14 protein-coding genes are annotated in these 15,575 nt (G+C 68.2%); 10 read left to right on the top strand and 4 right to left on the bottom strand.

The window, feature by feature from the left end; all coding sequences use genetic code 11:
- Positions 1-275: 275 nt before the first annotated feature.
- The 4 genes from M5C96_RS22315 to M5C96_RS22300 all read left to right on the top strand — a co-directional run bounded on the left by M5C96_RS22315 (position 276) and on the right by M5C96_RS22300 (position 5,515).
- Positions 276-1,592 carry a hypothetical protein gene (locus M5C96_RS22315; protein WP_272565345.1) on the top strand — a complete coding sequence of 439 codons (1,317 nt, stop codon included), beginning with the start codon at positions 276-278 and terminating at the stop codon, positions 1,590-1,592.
- A 248-nt stretch (positions 1,593-1,840) separates the two neighbouring features.
- The gene (locus tag M5C96_RS22310) at positions 1,841-3,082 is read left to right on the top strand and encodes a hypothetical protein (RefSeq protein WP_272565343.1); all 1,242 of its coding nucleotides are present in this window, start codon (positions 1,841-1,843) and stop codon (positions 3,080-3,082) included.
- 9 nt (positions 3,083-3,091) lie between these two features.
- Positions 3,092-3,724 (top strand): hypothetical protein, encoded by a 633-nt coding sequence (locus M5C96_RS22305; protein ID WP_272565342.1) that lies wholly within the window; start codon positions 3,092-3,094, stop codon positions 3,722-3,724.
- Positions 3,725-3,847: 123 nt separating this feature from the next.
- A complete protein-coding gene (locus M5C96_RS22300) occupies positions 3,848-5,515 on the top strand; it encodes a hypothetical protein (RefSeq protein WP_272565340.1) in 1,668 nt (555 codons plus the stop codon).
- Positions 5,516-5,566: 51 nt separating this feature from the next.
- Here M5C96_RS22300 and pepE read toward each other — a convergent pair whose 3' ends face one another.
- Both pepE and M5C96_RS22290 read right to left on the bottom strand, forming a co-directional pair.
- The gene (gene pepE, locus M5C96_RS22295) at positions 5,567-6,289 is read right to left on the bottom strand and encodes a dipeptidase PepE (protein WP_272565339.1); all 723 of its coding nucleotides are present in this window, start codon (positions 6,287-6,289) and stop codon (positions 5,567-5,569) included.
- Between the two features lie 132 nt (positions 6,290-6,421).
- Positions 6,422-6,901, bottom strand: a complete 480-nt coding sequence (locus M5C96_RS22290; RefSeq protein WP_272565338.1) for a DUF421 domain-containing protein — start codon at positions 6,899-6,901, stop codon at positions 6,422-6,424.
- A 119-nt stretch (positions 6,902-7,020) separates the two neighbouring features.
- Here M5C96_RS22290 and M5C96_RS22285 point away from each other — a divergent pair, with 119 nt between their 5' ends.
- From M5C96_RS22285 to M5C96_RS22275, 3 genes are read left to right on the top strand one after another with little or no spacing between them, the layout of a single operon-like run.
- Positions 7,021-7,728, top strand: coding sequence for a DUF4197 domain-containing protein (locus tag M5C96_RS22285; protein WP_272565335.1), 708 nt, complete (start codon positions 7,021-7,023; stop codon positions 7,726-7,728).
- 13 nt (positions 7,729-7,741) lie between these two features.
- The gene (locus M5C96_RS22280; RefSeq protein ID WP_442867334.1) at positions 7,742-8,191 is read left to right on the top strand and encodes a YchJ family protein; all 450 of its coding nucleotides are present in this window, start codon (positions 7,742-7,744) and stop codon (positions 8,189-8,191) included.
- A 10-nt stretch (positions 8,192-8,201) separates the two neighbouring features.
- A complete protein-coding gene (locus M5C96_RS22275) occupies positions 8,202-10,076 on the top strand; it encodes an ATP-binding response regulator (RefSeq protein WP_272565334.1) in 1,875 nt (624 codons plus the stop codon).
- 25 nt (positions 10,077-10,101) lie between these two features.
- Here the strand turns inward: M5C96_RS22275 and M5C96_RS22270 are convergent, their stop codons facing one another.
- A complete protein-coding gene (locus M5C96_RS22270) occupies positions 10,102-10,722 on the bottom strand; it encodes a response regulator transcription factor (protein ID WP_272569817.1) in 621 nt (206 codons plus the stop codon).
- 364 nt (positions 10,723-11,086) lie between these two features.
- Here M5C96_RS22270 and M5C96_RS22265 point away from each other — a divergent pair, with 364 nt between their 5' ends.
- The 3 genes from M5C96_RS22265 to M5C96_RS22255 all read left to right on the top strand — a co-directional run bounded on the left by M5C96_RS22265 (position 11,087) and on the right by M5C96_RS22255 (position 14,392).
- Complete coding sequence (locus M5C96_RS22265) at positions 11,087-12,148, top strand: hypothetical protein (protein ID WP_272565333.1); 1,062 nt, start codon at positions 11,087-11,089, stop codon at positions 12,146-12,148.
- A 154-nt stretch (positions 12,149-12,302) separates the two neighbouring features.
- Positions 12,303-12,986 carry an HAD family hydrolase gene (locus M5C96_RS22260; RefSeq protein ID WP_272565332.1) on the top strand — a complete coding sequence of 228 codons (684 nt, stop codon included), beginning with the start codon at positions 12,303-12,305 and terminating at the stop codon, positions 12,984-12,986.
- Positions 12,987-13,189: 203 nt separating this feature from the next.
- Positions 13,190-14,392 (top strand): hypothetical protein, encoded by a 1,203-nt coding sequence (locus M5C96_RS22255; protein WP_272565331.1) that lies wholly within the window; start codon positions 13,190-13,192, stop codon positions 14,390-14,392.
- Between the two features lie 19 nt (positions 14,393-14,411).
- Here the strand turns inward: M5C96_RS22255 and M5C96_RS22250 are convergent, their stop codons facing one another.
- The gene (locus M5C96_RS22250) at positions 14,412-15,470 is read right to left on the bottom strand and encodes an AraC family transcriptional regulator (RefSeq protein WP_272565330.1); all 1,059 of its coding nucleotides are present in this window, start codon (positions 15,468-15,470) and stop codon (positions 14,412-14,414) included.
- Between the last annotated feature and the right edge of the window lie 105 nt (positions 15,471-15,575).

Raw genomic sequence — 15,575 nt, 5'->3', positions numbered from 1 at the left:
AGCCTCGCACCTCCGCCGAGGTACCGAAGCCTCCTGAGACGCCTTCGCCCCTCGCTTCGGAAAGTCCTGCTGGACTCCGGCATGCGCCCAAACGGCCTCAAGGATCGTTGGAGCAACTCTCACCCCTTCGCAGCCCGTTGCCCTCCCTGAACAGGCAGCCCAGCATTCGACTGCAAAGTGAGATTCAAGAGTTGTCTTCTGGCGCCAATCCATCGCAAGGGCCGGATGCGGCTCCGCCATCGCGGAAGGTTGGCCGTCCGAGACTGGGCGAACTGTTGAAGCAGGAGCTTCGGCAGGAAAAAATCGAGCAAGCCGAAAAGGCCGAGCAAGACCGTCAGCAACGGCGTGCCGCACTGGAGCAACTGGTGCATTCGGCGCTGCCCGACGGGGGACAGGCCATGAAACGGCTCAAGGAGCGCGCAGTCAGAAAGCACCCGAAGACGGCGGCCCAGATATGGCATTCGGTCCAGACCGGAATGCCAAAAACCATGAAGGACCAGCGCAGGTCGGCTTTCGAAACGTTGGTGCGCGCTGATCTGCGGGCGCTGGCATCCACTGGCCAGATCGCACCCAGGGCTGCGGTCGACCAATTGACCGAGGCGCTCGGCGAAGGCATCTTCGGCCAAGGCATCCTCAAAAGGGATCGAGCGCTTTTGCTGGAAATATTGGGTGACCTGTCCTTGGAAGGTCTCTACCGGCGGTGGAATTTGGCAATGACAGACGACACCAAGCCTGCCTTTACTGATGCAGACCTTCTGCAAGTGCCTAAACCGTTCGGCGCTGGAAAATCCACCCACGTCTATGAAGTCAAGCTCAAGGAAACCGACGGCGCGGTGCTGAATGCCCTCTTCAAGCCGATTCCGAGGGAGGATTGGTCTTATGCCGGTTGGGCGACCGGCATTCCGAGATCTGACCCTCAGACCGTGATGCGCAATCTCGCCACCGTCGATTACGCCAGGAAGCTCGGGTTTCATGTGATCCCGGATACCCGCGTGGCACTGATCGACGTCGAGAAAAAACCGTTTGATCCCTCCGTGGGCCTGCTCATGGAGCTGGCCCCGGGCGAACCGGCCGAGCGCACGCCTGCGAACGTTTTGGCCCGGGCAGATGTTCGCGCGGAAGTGACCAAGCTCCAGCTGCTCGACCACCTGACGGGGGAGGGTGACCGCCATGGTTTCAATTACTTCATCCATATCGACGCGGACGATCGGCCCACGGTCATGGGCATCGACAATGACCAGTGCTTTGGCGAGAAGTTGACCGCTCCCGCCGATGCCCGATACGCCGATGACTCGCAGCACAGGCTCTTGGAGGGAGTCGGGCTGCCTCCAGTGGTGGATACCGACATGGAGCGCGCTATTGAGGCGATGACGGAGGACGACATCCATTCCATGCTCGGCAACAAATTGAACACCGCGGAAATTGCCGCCGCGCTTCAGCGGTACCGAGGCTTGAAAGCGCACATCGTTCAGTTGCGGGAGCAGAACTTGGTCATCGATCCGAAAGATTGGGAGACGCCGCAGGTGCAGGCGCTCATGACCCCTCAGAACAGCTACCTGGCACGCGATCTTCAACGAGTGGCAGGCGCTTGAGCCACGGGGCTCTGCGGCGGAAGGTCATGACATTTCGCGTGCCGACCCCGTGCTTCGCTGCAATGGGTTCGTCCGGTGTCCTTGGCCGACACACTCATTTGCACCGTTCCCTTTGACGGCAGAGAGAGAGTCGTTTTGCTGGATCACCTGTTTCGGACCGCTCGCAGTTCCGTGCCCAATGCGCCGCGCGTCGAGTCTGGCGGCGTGCCTCCCGCGCGTACGCCGCATACTCCGGTGGCGGTCAGGCCATGAAACGATTGAAGGCGCGCGCGGCCAGGGAGCACCCGGCCACTTTGGCCGACAGGTTGCTTTTGATCCGCCATGGAACCCCCAAACCGATGGAAGGCCCCCGGAAAACAGCGTTCGAGGCGCTGGTGCGTGACGACCTGTGGGCGATGGCCATGGCTGGTGGGGTCGATCCTTTGGTGGCGGTCGACAAGATGGCCGAGGCTTTGGAAGAGGGGATACTTGGCCAAGGCATGTTGAAGAGCGACCTTGAATTGCTGACGCAAGTGCTGGACGACTTGGCCATCGACCGGTTGTACACGCGGCTGAACCTGAAAATGACGGACGACACCATGCCCGCGTTCACCAACGCGCAGGTGCTGGAGGCGCCTGTGGAGTTGGAGGCGGGGAAAATCAACAAGGTTTACGCAGTCAAGCTTGAGAACACCGATGGCTCTGAACTGGATGCCGTTTTCAAGCCGCTGAACCCCGAAGTGCCCAGCGTGGAGGAGTGGAGTGCGGCTGCCAGACTGGCGGGCATATCGAGAGAAGATCCGCAGACGGCGATGCGCAACCTCGCAACCGTCGCCTACGCGAAGATGATCGGTTTTCATGTGGTCACCGACACGCGCGTGGCGTTGATCGCCATCGGAGATGACCCGTTCAACCCTGCCTTGGGGCTGATCATGGAACGCGCCCGTGGTAAGCCGGCTGAAGAGGTCGATGCGGAAGTGTTCAAGGAGGGCTCCGTGTGCGCGGAAGTGACGAAGCTCCAGTTGCTTGACTATCTGACGGGGGAGGCGGATCGCTACGACAAAAACTATTTTGTCGAGCTCGCCTCCGATGGCCGGGCCAAGGTCATGGGCATCGATAACGACACCAGCTTCGGCGCAGCACTGACTGATCCAGCCGGCGCTAAAGCGCCGCGGACCAACCCGAAAGGCGTCGTGATCGATCCGTCGCGCCTGGGGCTCCGCGGTACGGCGCTCCCCCCTGTGGTGGACACGGACATGGAAAGCGCAGTCCTTGCCCTCACGGAAGAAGGCATTGTTTCGATCCTGGAAGACAAGCTGAACGATGCCGAGGTCGATGCCGCCATCCAGCGGTACCGAGGCGTCACATGGTCGAATTGCGCGAGGCGGGGCGCGTCATCGCGCCGCACGAATGGAGCCGTTCCGACATCCAGGAACTCTTCACCCCGGAAAACAGCTACCTGGGCCGCGATCGCGAACTTGCCTGGGTTGCCAGCCAACCATAGACATTGAACGACCCACATGAACCTCTCTGCCAACGAAGCCGAACGCGATACTGGCGCGTCCTCAGCCCTGACCCTCTTCGCTGACGAAGGACTGCCGTTTCCTCCGGTCCCCGCACTGTTGCTGGCGTCGATGACGCAGCAAGGCGCAGCGTGGTTCGCCACACGCCCAGTGGCGTCCACCCCCTACGACTTGCATCACTTCCTCGACGAAGTCGAAACACAGCCCGATGTGGCGGATTACGCCGTGGTGGGTTTCGACGGCCACGGCACCAACAGTTGGGCGGTGCATTTCTACCTCGTCCAAAAGGGCATTGCACTTTTCATCAAGCTCCCCTGGGGTGGGGCCTATCTGGAGCCCGAGCCCGCGCGCGCGCGGATCACGGAAATGTTCGAGTGGGCCGTGGCCGTGCAGTCGCAACTGCAACGGGCCGAGTCGGCCGGCAAGATACCGCCGGGCACGCGGCTCCATGTGGCGGCAAGCCGTTTCGACCACGCGGGCTGGCGCTGGGTGGGTGTGGAGCAGAGCGCTGCCGAGACACCCTGGAACCCGGCGGGCGGCATGAGAGCGGCCGTGCTTCAGGAGTTTGAGGCGGTGATCGCTGGCCGGGCGTTGGCTGGTGGGTCGAATCCGCAGGGGCAGACGGCCTAGTCCCTCGGCGTTGCCTTCTTCGGCAGTTGGTCTGGCGCTTCGCCACCCGCCGGCCTTCAGCGCCTGCTCACCCGCACACTGCCTGGTGCCATCCTGTGATTTGAATTGGCAGAGAGAGTCGCCTTGCCAGAAAGCCCGTTCCGTATCACCCGGGGTTCCAGCCCCGGTGCGCCGCGCGTCGACCTCGACGCCGTGCCCTCCACACCCGTTTCGCCTTCCCGCGGTGCGCTGCAGGGGCCTGCCGGGTTGGTGAGCGGCGCGCCTGCGCGGCCCTCGGGGCTGGCCGGGCAACTTTCCCCCTTGCGCAGTGCGTTGCCCAAGGCCCCGGCTGAAAAACCGCCCGCAGCCGCTGACCCGGCCGGCGCGGCATCGCCTTCCGTGTCGCCTTCTCTGACGCCTTTTGTCACGGCGCCGTCCTCGCCCGCCATCCATTCGAGGCATTCCAGCAGCGAGATCCAGCCAGAGCCAGCCACCCGCCCCGTGCCCCGTTCCACATTGGGTGCGCTGGTCGAGCAGGCGCGGCAGCAAGAAAAAGCCGAACGCAACCAGCTCTTGCATTTGGCCTTGCCCCATGGCGGCCGGGCGATGAAGCGGCTGAAGGAACGAGCGGGCCGAGAAACCCCAGTCACGATGGCCGACAAATGGCGCGCGCGCCTGAATGGGCCACCAAAGCCCATGGAGGGCCGGCGCAGAGAGGCGTTCGTGGCGCGGGTGCGTGTCGATGCGATGGCAGTGGCCAAAGCCGGTCAGCTCGATGCCCGCGTTGCGGTGGACAGAATCCGCATGGCGGTCGAGGATGGGACCTTGGGCCAGAACGTTTTGAAGGAAGACCGTGATTTGCTGCTGGACGTCCTGGGCCAATTGGCAGACCCGGCCGATCATCTCTACCGGCAGCTGAACCTGAAGATCACGCCCGACACCCAGCTGGCCTACACGGACACCAAGGTGCTGGAAAAGCCCACGCACCTCACGTCGGGCAGCTTCGCTTCCGTCTTTGCGCTCAAGATCGAGAACGCCGAGGGCGTTGCGCAAGACAGTGTTTTCAAGCCGCTGAAGGCAACGGAAAAAGGCTGGGTGGGCATTGCTTCCGGCATTCCCATGGACGATCCGCAAGCGGCAATCCGCAACATCGCGACCTTGTCCTGCGCGAAGAAGCTCGGCCTCGATGTGATCGCGGACACCCGGTTGGCACTGCTCGACACCGGACGGGGCCCGTTGGACCCCGATCTCGGCCTGCTCATGGAGCGCGCACCTGGCAAGCAGGCGCGCAACGCCGATGCAGACTGGTTCAAAAATCCGGCGGTCTTCGCGGAGGTCACCAAGCTGCAGTTGCTGGACCACCTGACGGGCCAGGTCGATCGCCATGACAACAATTACTTCATCGACGTCGGACCGAGCGGGGACGTCAAGGTCACGGGCATCGACAACGATCAGTGCTTCGGCAAGGACCTGCTCAGTCCGTCCGATATCAGTCCGTCCGATATCCGGCCGCTCCGTCGGCTGCCGTTCCATGGCACGGCGCTGCCCCCCGTGATCGATACCGCGATGGCGAGCATGCTCGATGACCTCGATGACGATGATCTGCACGCCATGCTGGACAACCAACTGAGCGACGACGAGGTCGATGCCACGGTCTCTCGCCTGCAGGGCCTCAGGCTGCACGTCGATCAGCTGAGGACTCAGGGCCTGGTCATCGAGCCCGAACAATGGGCTGATCCGAAGATGCAGGCGCTCTTCACTGCGCAAAACAGCTACATGGGCCGCGAACGCACCACGCACAAGGTCTCTTAGCCCTCCGCCTGGCCCACCGGTTGGGCGCCCGGCGCGAACGCAGCCGCTGGTTCAGAGGTCAGCGGGCAGCGGCCCCGCGTTCAGCAGCCGGGGCGTGGCCGCGCCATGGAACAGCCGCGCGGGCGAATCGCCCAGCAGGGTCCGCGCACTGCCCCGCACCCGCACGCCCGTGCCCTCGGGGAGGCCCAGCACGGGGGTGTCGGGGTTGAGCGCGCAGAACTCCTGCAGGCGCTCCTGCCGCGTTTCGCCGCGGTGGCCGGGCGGATGCGCTTCGGTGTAGTGCGCGTTGATCTGCCACGGCACCAGGCCCATCGCCTCTAGGCCGCCGGGGTCGGTGATGGGCATGTCGTTGGTGGTGCGGATGGTGGGGCACGCGATGTTGGAGCCCGCGCTCCACCCCAGGTACGACGCATCGCCGGCGCGCACCCGGGCGGCGATCGCGGGCAGCAGTCCCTGGCGGCGCAGGTGGCCGAGCAGCGCGAAGGTGTTGCCTCCGCCCACCACGATGCGGCGCGCGCCCTGCACGGCGGCCAGCGGATCGGCCGCGTGGTGCACCGACCGCATGTTCAGGCCCAGCGGCCGCAGGGCCTGCGCCACCAGGGCCTCGTAGTCGTTCCAGCCGCGCGTGACGCCGGCGAACGGAATGAAGAGCGCCTCGCCGGCGTCCGCGCCGCCGGGACCGGAGGGCAGCGCGGCCCAGTCGCGGACCCAGTCCAGCGCATGGGTGAGATAGCCTGCGTCGCTGCTGGAGTTGCTCAGGAGCAGAAGATTCATGGGGTGTTCCGATGGGATCCAGAGAAGTGTGGAGTGGTGGGAAACGAAGAAGGAGGCAATGATCTGGGTCATATTTGCTATTAAATTTGTAGCTATATGCCCTAGAAGGTATTGCGCTGGAGGCCTATTTTGTCATGATCCCGTGCCCCGCTCGCGCAGCACCACGGTGATCTGGCCGTTGGTCTCGATGGTGGCCCGCTCCACCTCGTGCAGGTGCAGGCTGCCCCCGGCGCGCAGCGCGGCGGCGAGGTCCTCGGTGGAGATCAGTTCCTTGCGCATCAGCGCGGCGTTCACCTGGCCGCCCTGCACCAGCACCTCTGGCTTGCCGTCCACCAGGTGCGCCAGGCGCGGGAAGTGGAAGGTCAACTGGGCCAGCAGCACATGGCAGGCGATGAGGGTCAGGGCCGAGATGAGCCCGCCCACCAGGGAGTTGTCGCCCGCGTTCATCGAGTTCTGCACCGCGTTCGACAGGATCAGCAGCAGCACCAGGTCGAACGGCGCGGTCTGCCCGGTCTGGCGCTTGCCGGTCAGGCGCAGGAAGACCAGCAGGAAGAGGTACACGATCACCCCGCGAACGATGAATTCCCACCACGGCACGCTCATTGCCAACATGGCCATTCTCCAGTTGCGCCCGACATGGGCGGGGTGCAGTGTGCCATCTGCAAGAATGCGCCCCTCGGGCCCGAGCCGGGCCGCTTTCTTGCTTTCCGTTTTTGCAGCAAAGGACCGCCATGCAGCGTCGCACCTTCCACCACCGCGCAGGCGCCGGGGCCCTGGCCCTGGGGCTGTTGGCCGCCCGCGGCCAAGCGCTGGCGTTGTCGCTGGGCGACCTGTCCGGCGCCGATGCCGCCAGCGGCGTGAAAGCCGCGCTGGCACAGGGCGCGCAGGCCGCCGTTTCCCTGCTCGGGCGGCCCGACGGCTTTCTGGGCAACCCGCAGGTGCGCATCGCGCTGCCAGGGCGCCTGGAAAAAGCCGCGGAGCTGATGCGCCGCTTCGGCCAGGGCCGGCGCATCGACGAACTGGTGACCGCCATGAACCGCGCGGCCGAGCAGGCCGTGCCCATGGGCCGTGACCTGCTGGTGGGCGCGGTGCAGACGATGACCGTGACCGATGCCAAGGGCATCCTGGCCGGTGGCGAAACCTCGGTGACCGAGTTCTTCGCGCGCAGGACCCGGGCGCCACTGGGCGAGCGCTTCCTGCCCGTGGTGAACCGCGCCATCGAGCAGGTGGGGCTCACGCAGCAGTACAACGCCTTCGCCAGCAAGGCTGCGGGGTTCGGCCTGATCCGGCAGGAAGATGCCAACCTGTCGCAGCACGTCACGGGCAAGACCCTGGACGGCCTTTACCTCATGATCGGCGAGGAGGAAAAGAAGATCCGCCAGGACCCGGTCGGCTCGGGCAGCGCCATCCTGCGCAAGGTGTTCGGGGCGCTGAAATGACGGGGGCGAGACGGTGAGCCCGGCCACCCCACGACCGCCCGCCCCGCCCGAGGGCCTGGCCGCGTGCCCCTGCGGCCGTTCCTGCGGCCCCTCGCCGCAGCACCGGCCCTTGCCCTATGCCGACTGCTGCGGCCGCTACATCGACCACTTCGACACCACCCCAGCACCCGATGCGGAAAGCCTCATGCGCTCGCGCTACACCGCCTTCGTGCGCGAGCAGGCGCCCTACCTGCTGGCCACCTGGGAGGCCGCGCACCGGCCCGCGCAGGTGGCGTTCGATCCGGGCGTGCGCTGGCTGGGCCTGCAAGTGCGTGCGCACCGCCGCCTTGATGGCGAGCGCGCCGAGGTCGAGTTCGTCGCCCGCCAGCGCATGCCCGGCGGCCGTGCCCACCGCCTGCATGAACTGAGCCGCTTCGTGCGGCAGGACGGGCGCTGGTTCTACGTGGACGGCGACCTCCGCTAGGCGCTGCCGCATGCCCGATCGCTCCAGCGGCGCGGTGACGCCCGTTTCCGCCTCCGTGCCCGCATTCCCCGACGTGCTGGGCCCGCTGGCATCCCGGGCCGGCGGGATCGAGGGGGCCGACGGGCAGGCGCTGGACCTGGCCGTGCGCCGCCGGCTGCTGCAGTCGCTGGCCTCGCGCGGCTCCTCGGAGATCGCCGCGGTGGTCATCCCCGGCGTGCTGGTGGGGTTCTACAGCCGCTTCGCGCCGCCCGGTCCGCTGATCGCCTGGTGGGTGCTCTTCGGGGTCGTGGCCCTGGGGCTGCTGCGCCTGCGCCGCGGCCTGCAGCGCGACGCCGCGCTGCCCGATGCGGTGGCCGTGCCCAAATGGGAGCGCATCTTCCAGTGGCGGTCCCTGGGGACGGGGCTGATGTGGACGCTGCCCGTCTTTCTCACGATGTCCGCGGCCCCGCTCGAATTCCGGCTCTTCCTGTACATGGTGCTGTGCGCGGTCATCGCGTCGGCCACGACGTTCCTCGCCCCGGTGCCGGTCATCTTCTGGCGCTATTTCGTGGCCAGCTACCTGCCGCCCACGCTGGCGATCTACTGGTACTTCCCGCAGCGCTGGCACTACCTGCTGCCGCTGATGCTGCTGTACGGCGCCGTGCTGTGCCGCCATGCCTGGGGATCGCGCCGCTTCGTGGTGCAGCAGGTGGAGATGGAGCGCCAGCGAGCGCAACTGGCCGAGCAGTACCGCGCCGCCAAGGAGGCTGCCGAACGCGCGCTGGAGGAAAAGAACCGGTTCATCGCCACCGCCAGCCACGATCTGCGCCAGCCGCTGCACGCCATGGGCCTGCTGCTGGAAACGGCCCTGCAGCGCAACGGCGACGTTCGCCTGAACGCCGTGCTGCAGGACGTCCAGAGCTGCGTGCGGTCGCTGAACTTCATGTTCAACGCGCTCCTGGACCTGTCGCGCATCGAGTCGGGCACCTTCACGGTGCGCGAGGAGACCGTGTCCCTGCGCGCCCTGTTCGACGACGTGGCCACCGTGTTCGCGCCGGACGCCGAGCTGCGCGGCCTGCACCTGCGCCTGCGCCTGCCGCGCCAGCGCGAGGCGGCGGTGCGCGGCGACCCGGCACTGCTGCGCCAGATGGTGTTCAACCTGGCGCAGAACGCGCTGCGCTACACGGCCTCGGGTGGGGTGCTGCTGGGGGCGCGGGCGCGGGGTGGCCGCTGGCGCATCGAGGTGTGGGACACCGGCGCGGGCGTCGCCCCCAAGGACCGCCACCGCATCTATGCGCCGTTCTACCGCAGCGATCAGGCGCAGGTGCAGCAGGCCGAAGGGCACGGCCTGGGGCTGTCGGTGGTGGCCCGCTCGGCGGGGCTGATCGGCGCCGGGCACGGGTTCGAATCCACGCCAGGCCGGGGCTCGTGCTTCTGGCTGGAGTTGCCGGCGGCGCAGCCCGGTGGTCCGCTGCCGGCCGAGCCTTTGCTGCAGCCGGCGGCGCCCTGGGCCGAACGCATGGCCTCGCTGCAGGGGCGTTGCCTGCTGGTGGAGGACGACCCGCAGATCGCCACGTCGCTGTCCCAACTGCTGCAGTCGTGGGGGTTGCAGGTTCAATGGGCGGCCACCGGGGCGCAGGCCATGGCCCGGGTGGACGGCGGCTTCGTGCCCGATGCCGTGCTGTGCGACCACCGGCTGGGCGCGGGCGAGAGCGGCCTGGCCGTGCTGCAGGCGCTGCTGGCGCGCTGCGGCCATGCGCACGGCGCCATGGTGAGCGGCGAGCACGACGCCCCGGCGCTGGTGCAGGCCGAGGAAGACGGCTACCTCGTGTTCCGCAAGCCGCTGGCGCCGCAGGCGCTGCACGCGGTGCTCTCGCGCTGGCTGGCGCGCACGGACCCGGCGTGACCCGGCGGGCGGCTCGGTCGGGGGCTCAGCGCGGATAGTGCGCTGGCGGCACTTCCAGCCGCACGCCGCGCAGCTTGGCGATGGCTTCGACCCGGTTACGCGCCTGCAGCTTGTGCAGGATGGCCGTCACATGCTCCTTGACGGTGTGCTCGGACACGTTCAGCGCGGCGGCGATGGGCTTGTTGGGCAGGCCCTGCAGCAGCAGGGCGAGGATCTCGCCCTGGCGCGGCGTCAGCCCCAGGTCGGCCGGGGCCAACGGCACCTCGCGCGCCAGCGGCGTGTCGGCCACGGGCGGGGGGCCGTCCGGCGCGGCGTCGAACCAGGTGCCGCCGTCCAGCACCGCGCTCACCGCGGCGGCGAACGCCTCGGGCGCCTCCTGCTTGTGAACGAAGCCATGGGCGCCGCTGGCCCGCACCTTGAGCACGATGGCCGGATGGCTGTCGCCGCTCACCATGAGCACGCGGGTGGACGGCGCGAGTGCCAGCACGTCGCGCACGAACAGGTCGGTGGCCCCGTCGGCCAGCCAGAAATCCACCAGTGCGATGGCGGGGGCGCCGCGTTGGGCGATGGTCCGCAGGGCCTCGGGCGGGCTGCCTGCGCTCACCGCATCGTCCAGTTTCTTGTGTAACCGCAGGAACGCGGCCATGCCGTGCGCGACGAGAGGGTGGTCGTCCACGACCAGCCCGTAGGGGTCGCCGCCAGGGCGCTGGGAGTCAGAAAAGCTCAAGGAAACTTCCGTGCCGGTGCAGGCTGCCCGCCCTCGGAACCGGTGCACCGCGTAACAAATACCCCCCGAAAGGGGGGAGGGCATGGGATGCAATGTACTGAAAATCACCCGCTCCTTGTACCGAACCGGGCGGATATCGTCCGCGTCCGTTGCTTTGATGCCAGTCACCCCGACGCAGGGGCGTGCCGGCGCCTGTGTGCCGGACCACGCGCGTCCGCTGCGATCGTGGGTGTTCTCCCTCCCGGGAGGGCACCTGTTCAACCCCCTTTTCAGGAAACAAAACATGAACACTGCGGACCTGACCCGCCGAACGGCTGCGGCCTTGATCGTCTCGCTGCTGGCCGCCTGCGGCGGAAGCGACGGCAGCGGCGACCCCACGGCACCGACCGCCCCGGGAACGCCCGCACCCGCCCCCTCGCCCGAGCCGACCACGCCCGCCCCGGCGCCGTCGCCCGCCCCGGCCCCCGCCAGCGTGACCGGCCAATACCGCCAGGAAAGCGCGGCCACGTCGATGGATGCCGCCCTGGCGGCCATGAACGCCCAGGGCGCCCAGGGCTACGCGTTCGTTTCCACCTTCGTGGCCGATGCCGGTGGCAGCGCGCAGGCATCGGGCGACTTCTACCTGCAGGACACGGCCCATGCCGGCTCGCGCCTGCAGTACGCGGCCATCGCACAGCCCGCCACGGCGGACGCGCTGCTCAACCAGCAGGGCGCGGGCGGCTTCGCGTACAAGGCGCCTTTGTCGTTCGGTTCGGCATCGGGCATCCGCGGCCTCTTCGTGAAGGACACCTCCAAGTCCCTGACCTACACCTATGAGCGGCAGCCCATGTCGTCCGCACTGTCGCGCGACGGCTTCGTGGCCCAGCTCAACGCGCAGGGCGCGCGCGGTTTTCGCCTGGTGGGGCCGATGGTGGCAGGCAGTGAATCCTTCAACCTCTACATGAAGGATTCGTCGGCCAATACCTATGCCTACGTGGGCCTGGACGGCTTGCCGTCGTCCCCAGCCACCTACGGCGACGCATTGCGGCAGCGGCTGGACGAGCAGGGCGGGCAAGGCCGCCTGTGGATCGGAGACTTCGTGCTGCAGGCAGGCGCGAGCGCGAGCATCTTCGAAAAGAGCGCGGCCCAGAGCGGTGCCATCCGCTACAGCGTGGAGCCGTCGAGCGGTGCGCAGAGCCTGGCGCAGCTGCAGTCCCAGTTCAATGCGCGGGCGGCCCAGGGCCTGTTCTATTACAGCGACTTGGGTGTCACCGATGTCGGCACCAGCCAGAGTGCGCGGTTCTCGGTCTCGGTCGGGGGCGCGCTCGCGATGCGCAACCCCTTGGCGGGCATCACCTACCCGTAAAGATCGGCAGCGTCCGGGCCGCCGCAGGCATGCGGTAGATTCCGGGGCTGGTTTCCAGCGGCGCCGGCTTCGGCGCCGCCGGATGCATCGCACGCAGTGCCTGTGCTGCCTGCACCCTCGCGCCGATCCTGCGCGTTCCCGCCCCGACCCTGCCATGCCCCCATCCGTCCTGCCCTCTTCCTACGACGCCGTGCTGTTCGACTGCGACGGCGTGCTCGTGGACAGCGAACCCATCACCCACCGCGTGCTGCGCGACCGGCTCGAAGCCTCGGGCTGGTCGCTCACGCCCGAGGAATGCCTGGCCATCTTCCTGGGCAAGGCCGTGCGCAGCGAGGCGGCGCGCATCGAGGCCGAAACCGGCCAGCCGCTGACCGACGCCTGGATGGCCGACTTCTATGCGCGCCGCAATGCCGCGCTGCAGGCCGAGCTGGGCCCCATTCCCGGCGCCCCCGATGCCGTGCGGGCCGTGCATGCGCGGCTCGGTGTGCGCATCGCCTGCGCGTCGGGCGCCGACCGCTTCAAGGTGGAGCTGCAACTGGCCAAGGTGGGCCTGACGTCGTTCTTCCAGGGCCGCGTCTTCAGCGGCCACGAAATGCCCCGCACCAAGCCCGCGCCCGATGTGTACCTGGCCGCGGCTGCCGCGCTGGGCGTGGCGCCGGCGCGCTGCCTGGTGGTGGAGGACTCGGTCACGGGCGTGCAGGCCGGCGTGGCGGCGGGCGCCACGGTGGTCGGCTACAGCCCGGCGCCCGTGGGACATGGGTCGGCCCAGGCGCTGCGCGCCGCCGGGGCGGTGCATGTGATGCTCCACATGGCCGAATTGCCCGAACTGCTGGGTTGAAGGAGAGGCGGCGGCACGGCGGCCACGGGCTGCCGGTGCCGTCGGGGCGGGTGACCGGGGCGGCCATGCCGACGCGCCTTCGCAGCACGGGGCATGGGTTCGCTCCGCCGCGGCAGGTCCGGGGTTTTTGCTCCCACGATCCGAAGCGGTGGGATGGGACGTGGTGCGCGGCACCGCTTGCTGCCCTCCCTCAGGAGCCGCCCATGTCGATTCAGTTTCCCAAGAACCTTTTCTCCCGTTTCAACAGCGCCTCCGAACGCGGGGCCAACGCCGTTCCGGAGTACCGGGAGCCTGCACGGCAGGGCCGCTCCAAGCCCGGTGCGGGCACGGGGCCGATGCCCCAGCGCAGGGCGGCGGGCCACCCGGCCGACAGCGCCACTGCCACCGACCGACGGGGGCCTGCTCCGCAGAAGTTCGCGGGACACGCCAGCGCCCATGCCCGGCGGCCGGGCGCGCCACCGATCGTTCCGGTAAAGCCGACGGTCGCGCAGGTGCTGTCCAGCATCCCGTTGCACGAAGTCGACCGCATGAGCCCGATGCAGGTCAAGCAGTTCACGAAGCTCCTGGGCGGTCGCACCCTGGGCGTGGACCCCGCGCTGCTGGCCAGGAACTGGAAGCTGCTGTGCAGCCAGTTCAAAGGGCCTGAGCTGCAGCAGTTGCTGTTGAAGAAGACCGCCGACGTGATGAAGTTCCTGACGGCGCCGGCGCTGCCCAAATCGCCTGCGGCCCAGGTGCTGGCCGTGTTCCAGTTGCATGAGATCGACCGCATGGACCCACCGAGGCTGAAGGATCTCGTGGCGATCCTGGGCGGGCATGCCCAGGGCAAGGGCCCCGAGGTCCGTGCCGAGAACTGGCAGCGGCTGCGCGAGAACTTCACCGAGCCGGAACTGAAGCAGTTGTTATTGAACGACACCGCCGGTGTGGTGGATTTTCTGACGGCTTTGCCGCCCCCGCCGAAAGCGGACGCCGGAGGTGCCAAGGCGGATGCCGGCCCCAAGCCAGACAACGGTCCCCGGCCGCAAGCGGAGCCCCGGCCGAATCCAGGTCCCCGGCCGAATGCGGGCGCCGGGCGGCAGGAGGCGCCGAAGCCCTCCGCCAAGGTGCAGCAGGAGCCGGCGGCGGTGCCCGCGGCCGCAGGAGCCAAGCCCATCGCCCTCGCCGGGATGAAGCGGGAGGCGGCGTTCCAGGCGCTGAAGGACCGCGGCATGTCGCACGTGCAACTGCAGCAGATGCGGCAGGATTTTCTCGATCAGGTCAACCACGGCAGTGGCGCGTCGGGCGACGCATTGAGCGCCAAGTACCGGGCGTTCATCACCGACGACCTGTCGCAATCGGGCACCTTGCGCAGCTATGCCAAGCTGTTCGTGCGCCCCATTGCGGACGAGGCCAGCACCGGCAAGGCATAGGTCGCAGGCCCTGGCCGGATCAACCCCCGCCTGTGAGCCGGGCGGCACGGCGGAACGCGGCGGGGGACTGCCCCGTCCAGCCCCGAAACGCGCGGATGAAGCTCTTTTCGTTGAGGAAGCCCGCGGCCTGCGCCACCTGCTTGATCGGCCGGTCGGTGCGGTGCAGCCATTCGATGGCGCGGTGCTGGCGCACCTCGTCTTTCAGCGCCTGCAGCGACGCGCCTTCTTCCTTGAGCTGGCGGTGCAGCGTGCGCGGCGACAGGTGCAGCCGCTCGGCCAGTGCGTCCGCGCCCTGCAGCGTGCCGGTGTCGGCTGCCAGCGCCTGCCGCACGCGCTGCACCAGCAGGCGGTCGCGCCGGTACTGGCGCACGGTCAGGGGCAGCGCGCGCTGCAGCATGGTGCGCAGCGCGTTCTCGTCGCGCTGCAGCGGCATTGCCAGGTAGCGCGCATCGAAGCGCAGCGCGGCATGCGGCGCGCGGAAGGCGATGGGGCCGGCGAACAGCAGCGGATAGGCCGCCTGGTGCGGCGGCGGCGCGAAGGGAAAATCCGCGCCCTGCAGCGGCAGGCGCGAATCGATGAGCCAGCAGGCCAGCCCCAGCGCGTTGCGCAGCATCGAGACCAGGCAGAACTCGCGCAGCGTGCCCAGGTCGCGGTGTTCGGTGATCGCCAGCGTGGCGGTGGCGCCGTCGCTGGTCAGGTGCAGGGCGATGTCGTCGGTCAGCAGGCCGTGGTGGCGGCACCAGCGCTGCAGGGCCAGGCCCAGGTGCGGCGCGCTGATCGAGGCCCGCGCCAGCATGCCGTAGCTGCCCCAGGGCAGGCGCCGGCCGAACCAGCCCAGGGCCTCGTCGTCCAGTTCGCGCATGGCGCCGTCGGAGAGCTGCTCCATCTGCAGCGCCGTGATGCGCCCGTGCGGATGCGCGATGTCCGATGGCGTGATTTGTGCCTGCCGCAGCACGGCCGAGGCATCCATGCCGCGCTGGGTGTAGGCCTGCACGATGGCCCGCACGAAGGCCATGGGCGTGGCGGCGGTGGGCGCATGGGGGGCGGTGCGGGGCAGGGCGGTGGCGGGTTCGGGCATGGGGGGAGTTTGCCTTGCGTGGCGCATATTGCAACCTTTGTGACCCCATCTGTCATGCGGTCCGGGCCCGGGCGGGCGTATGCTGCGGCCCATCGCCGTTCCCGG

The sequence above is a fragment of the Acidovorax sp. GBBC 1281 genome (assembly GCF_028473645.1).
Lineage (GTDB): Bacteria > Pseudomonadota > Gammaproteobacteria > Burkholderiales > Burkholderiaceae_C > Paracidovorax.
Note: the sequence above shows the minus strand (reverse complement) of the source record. Positions and strands in the feature narration are given on the sequence as shown.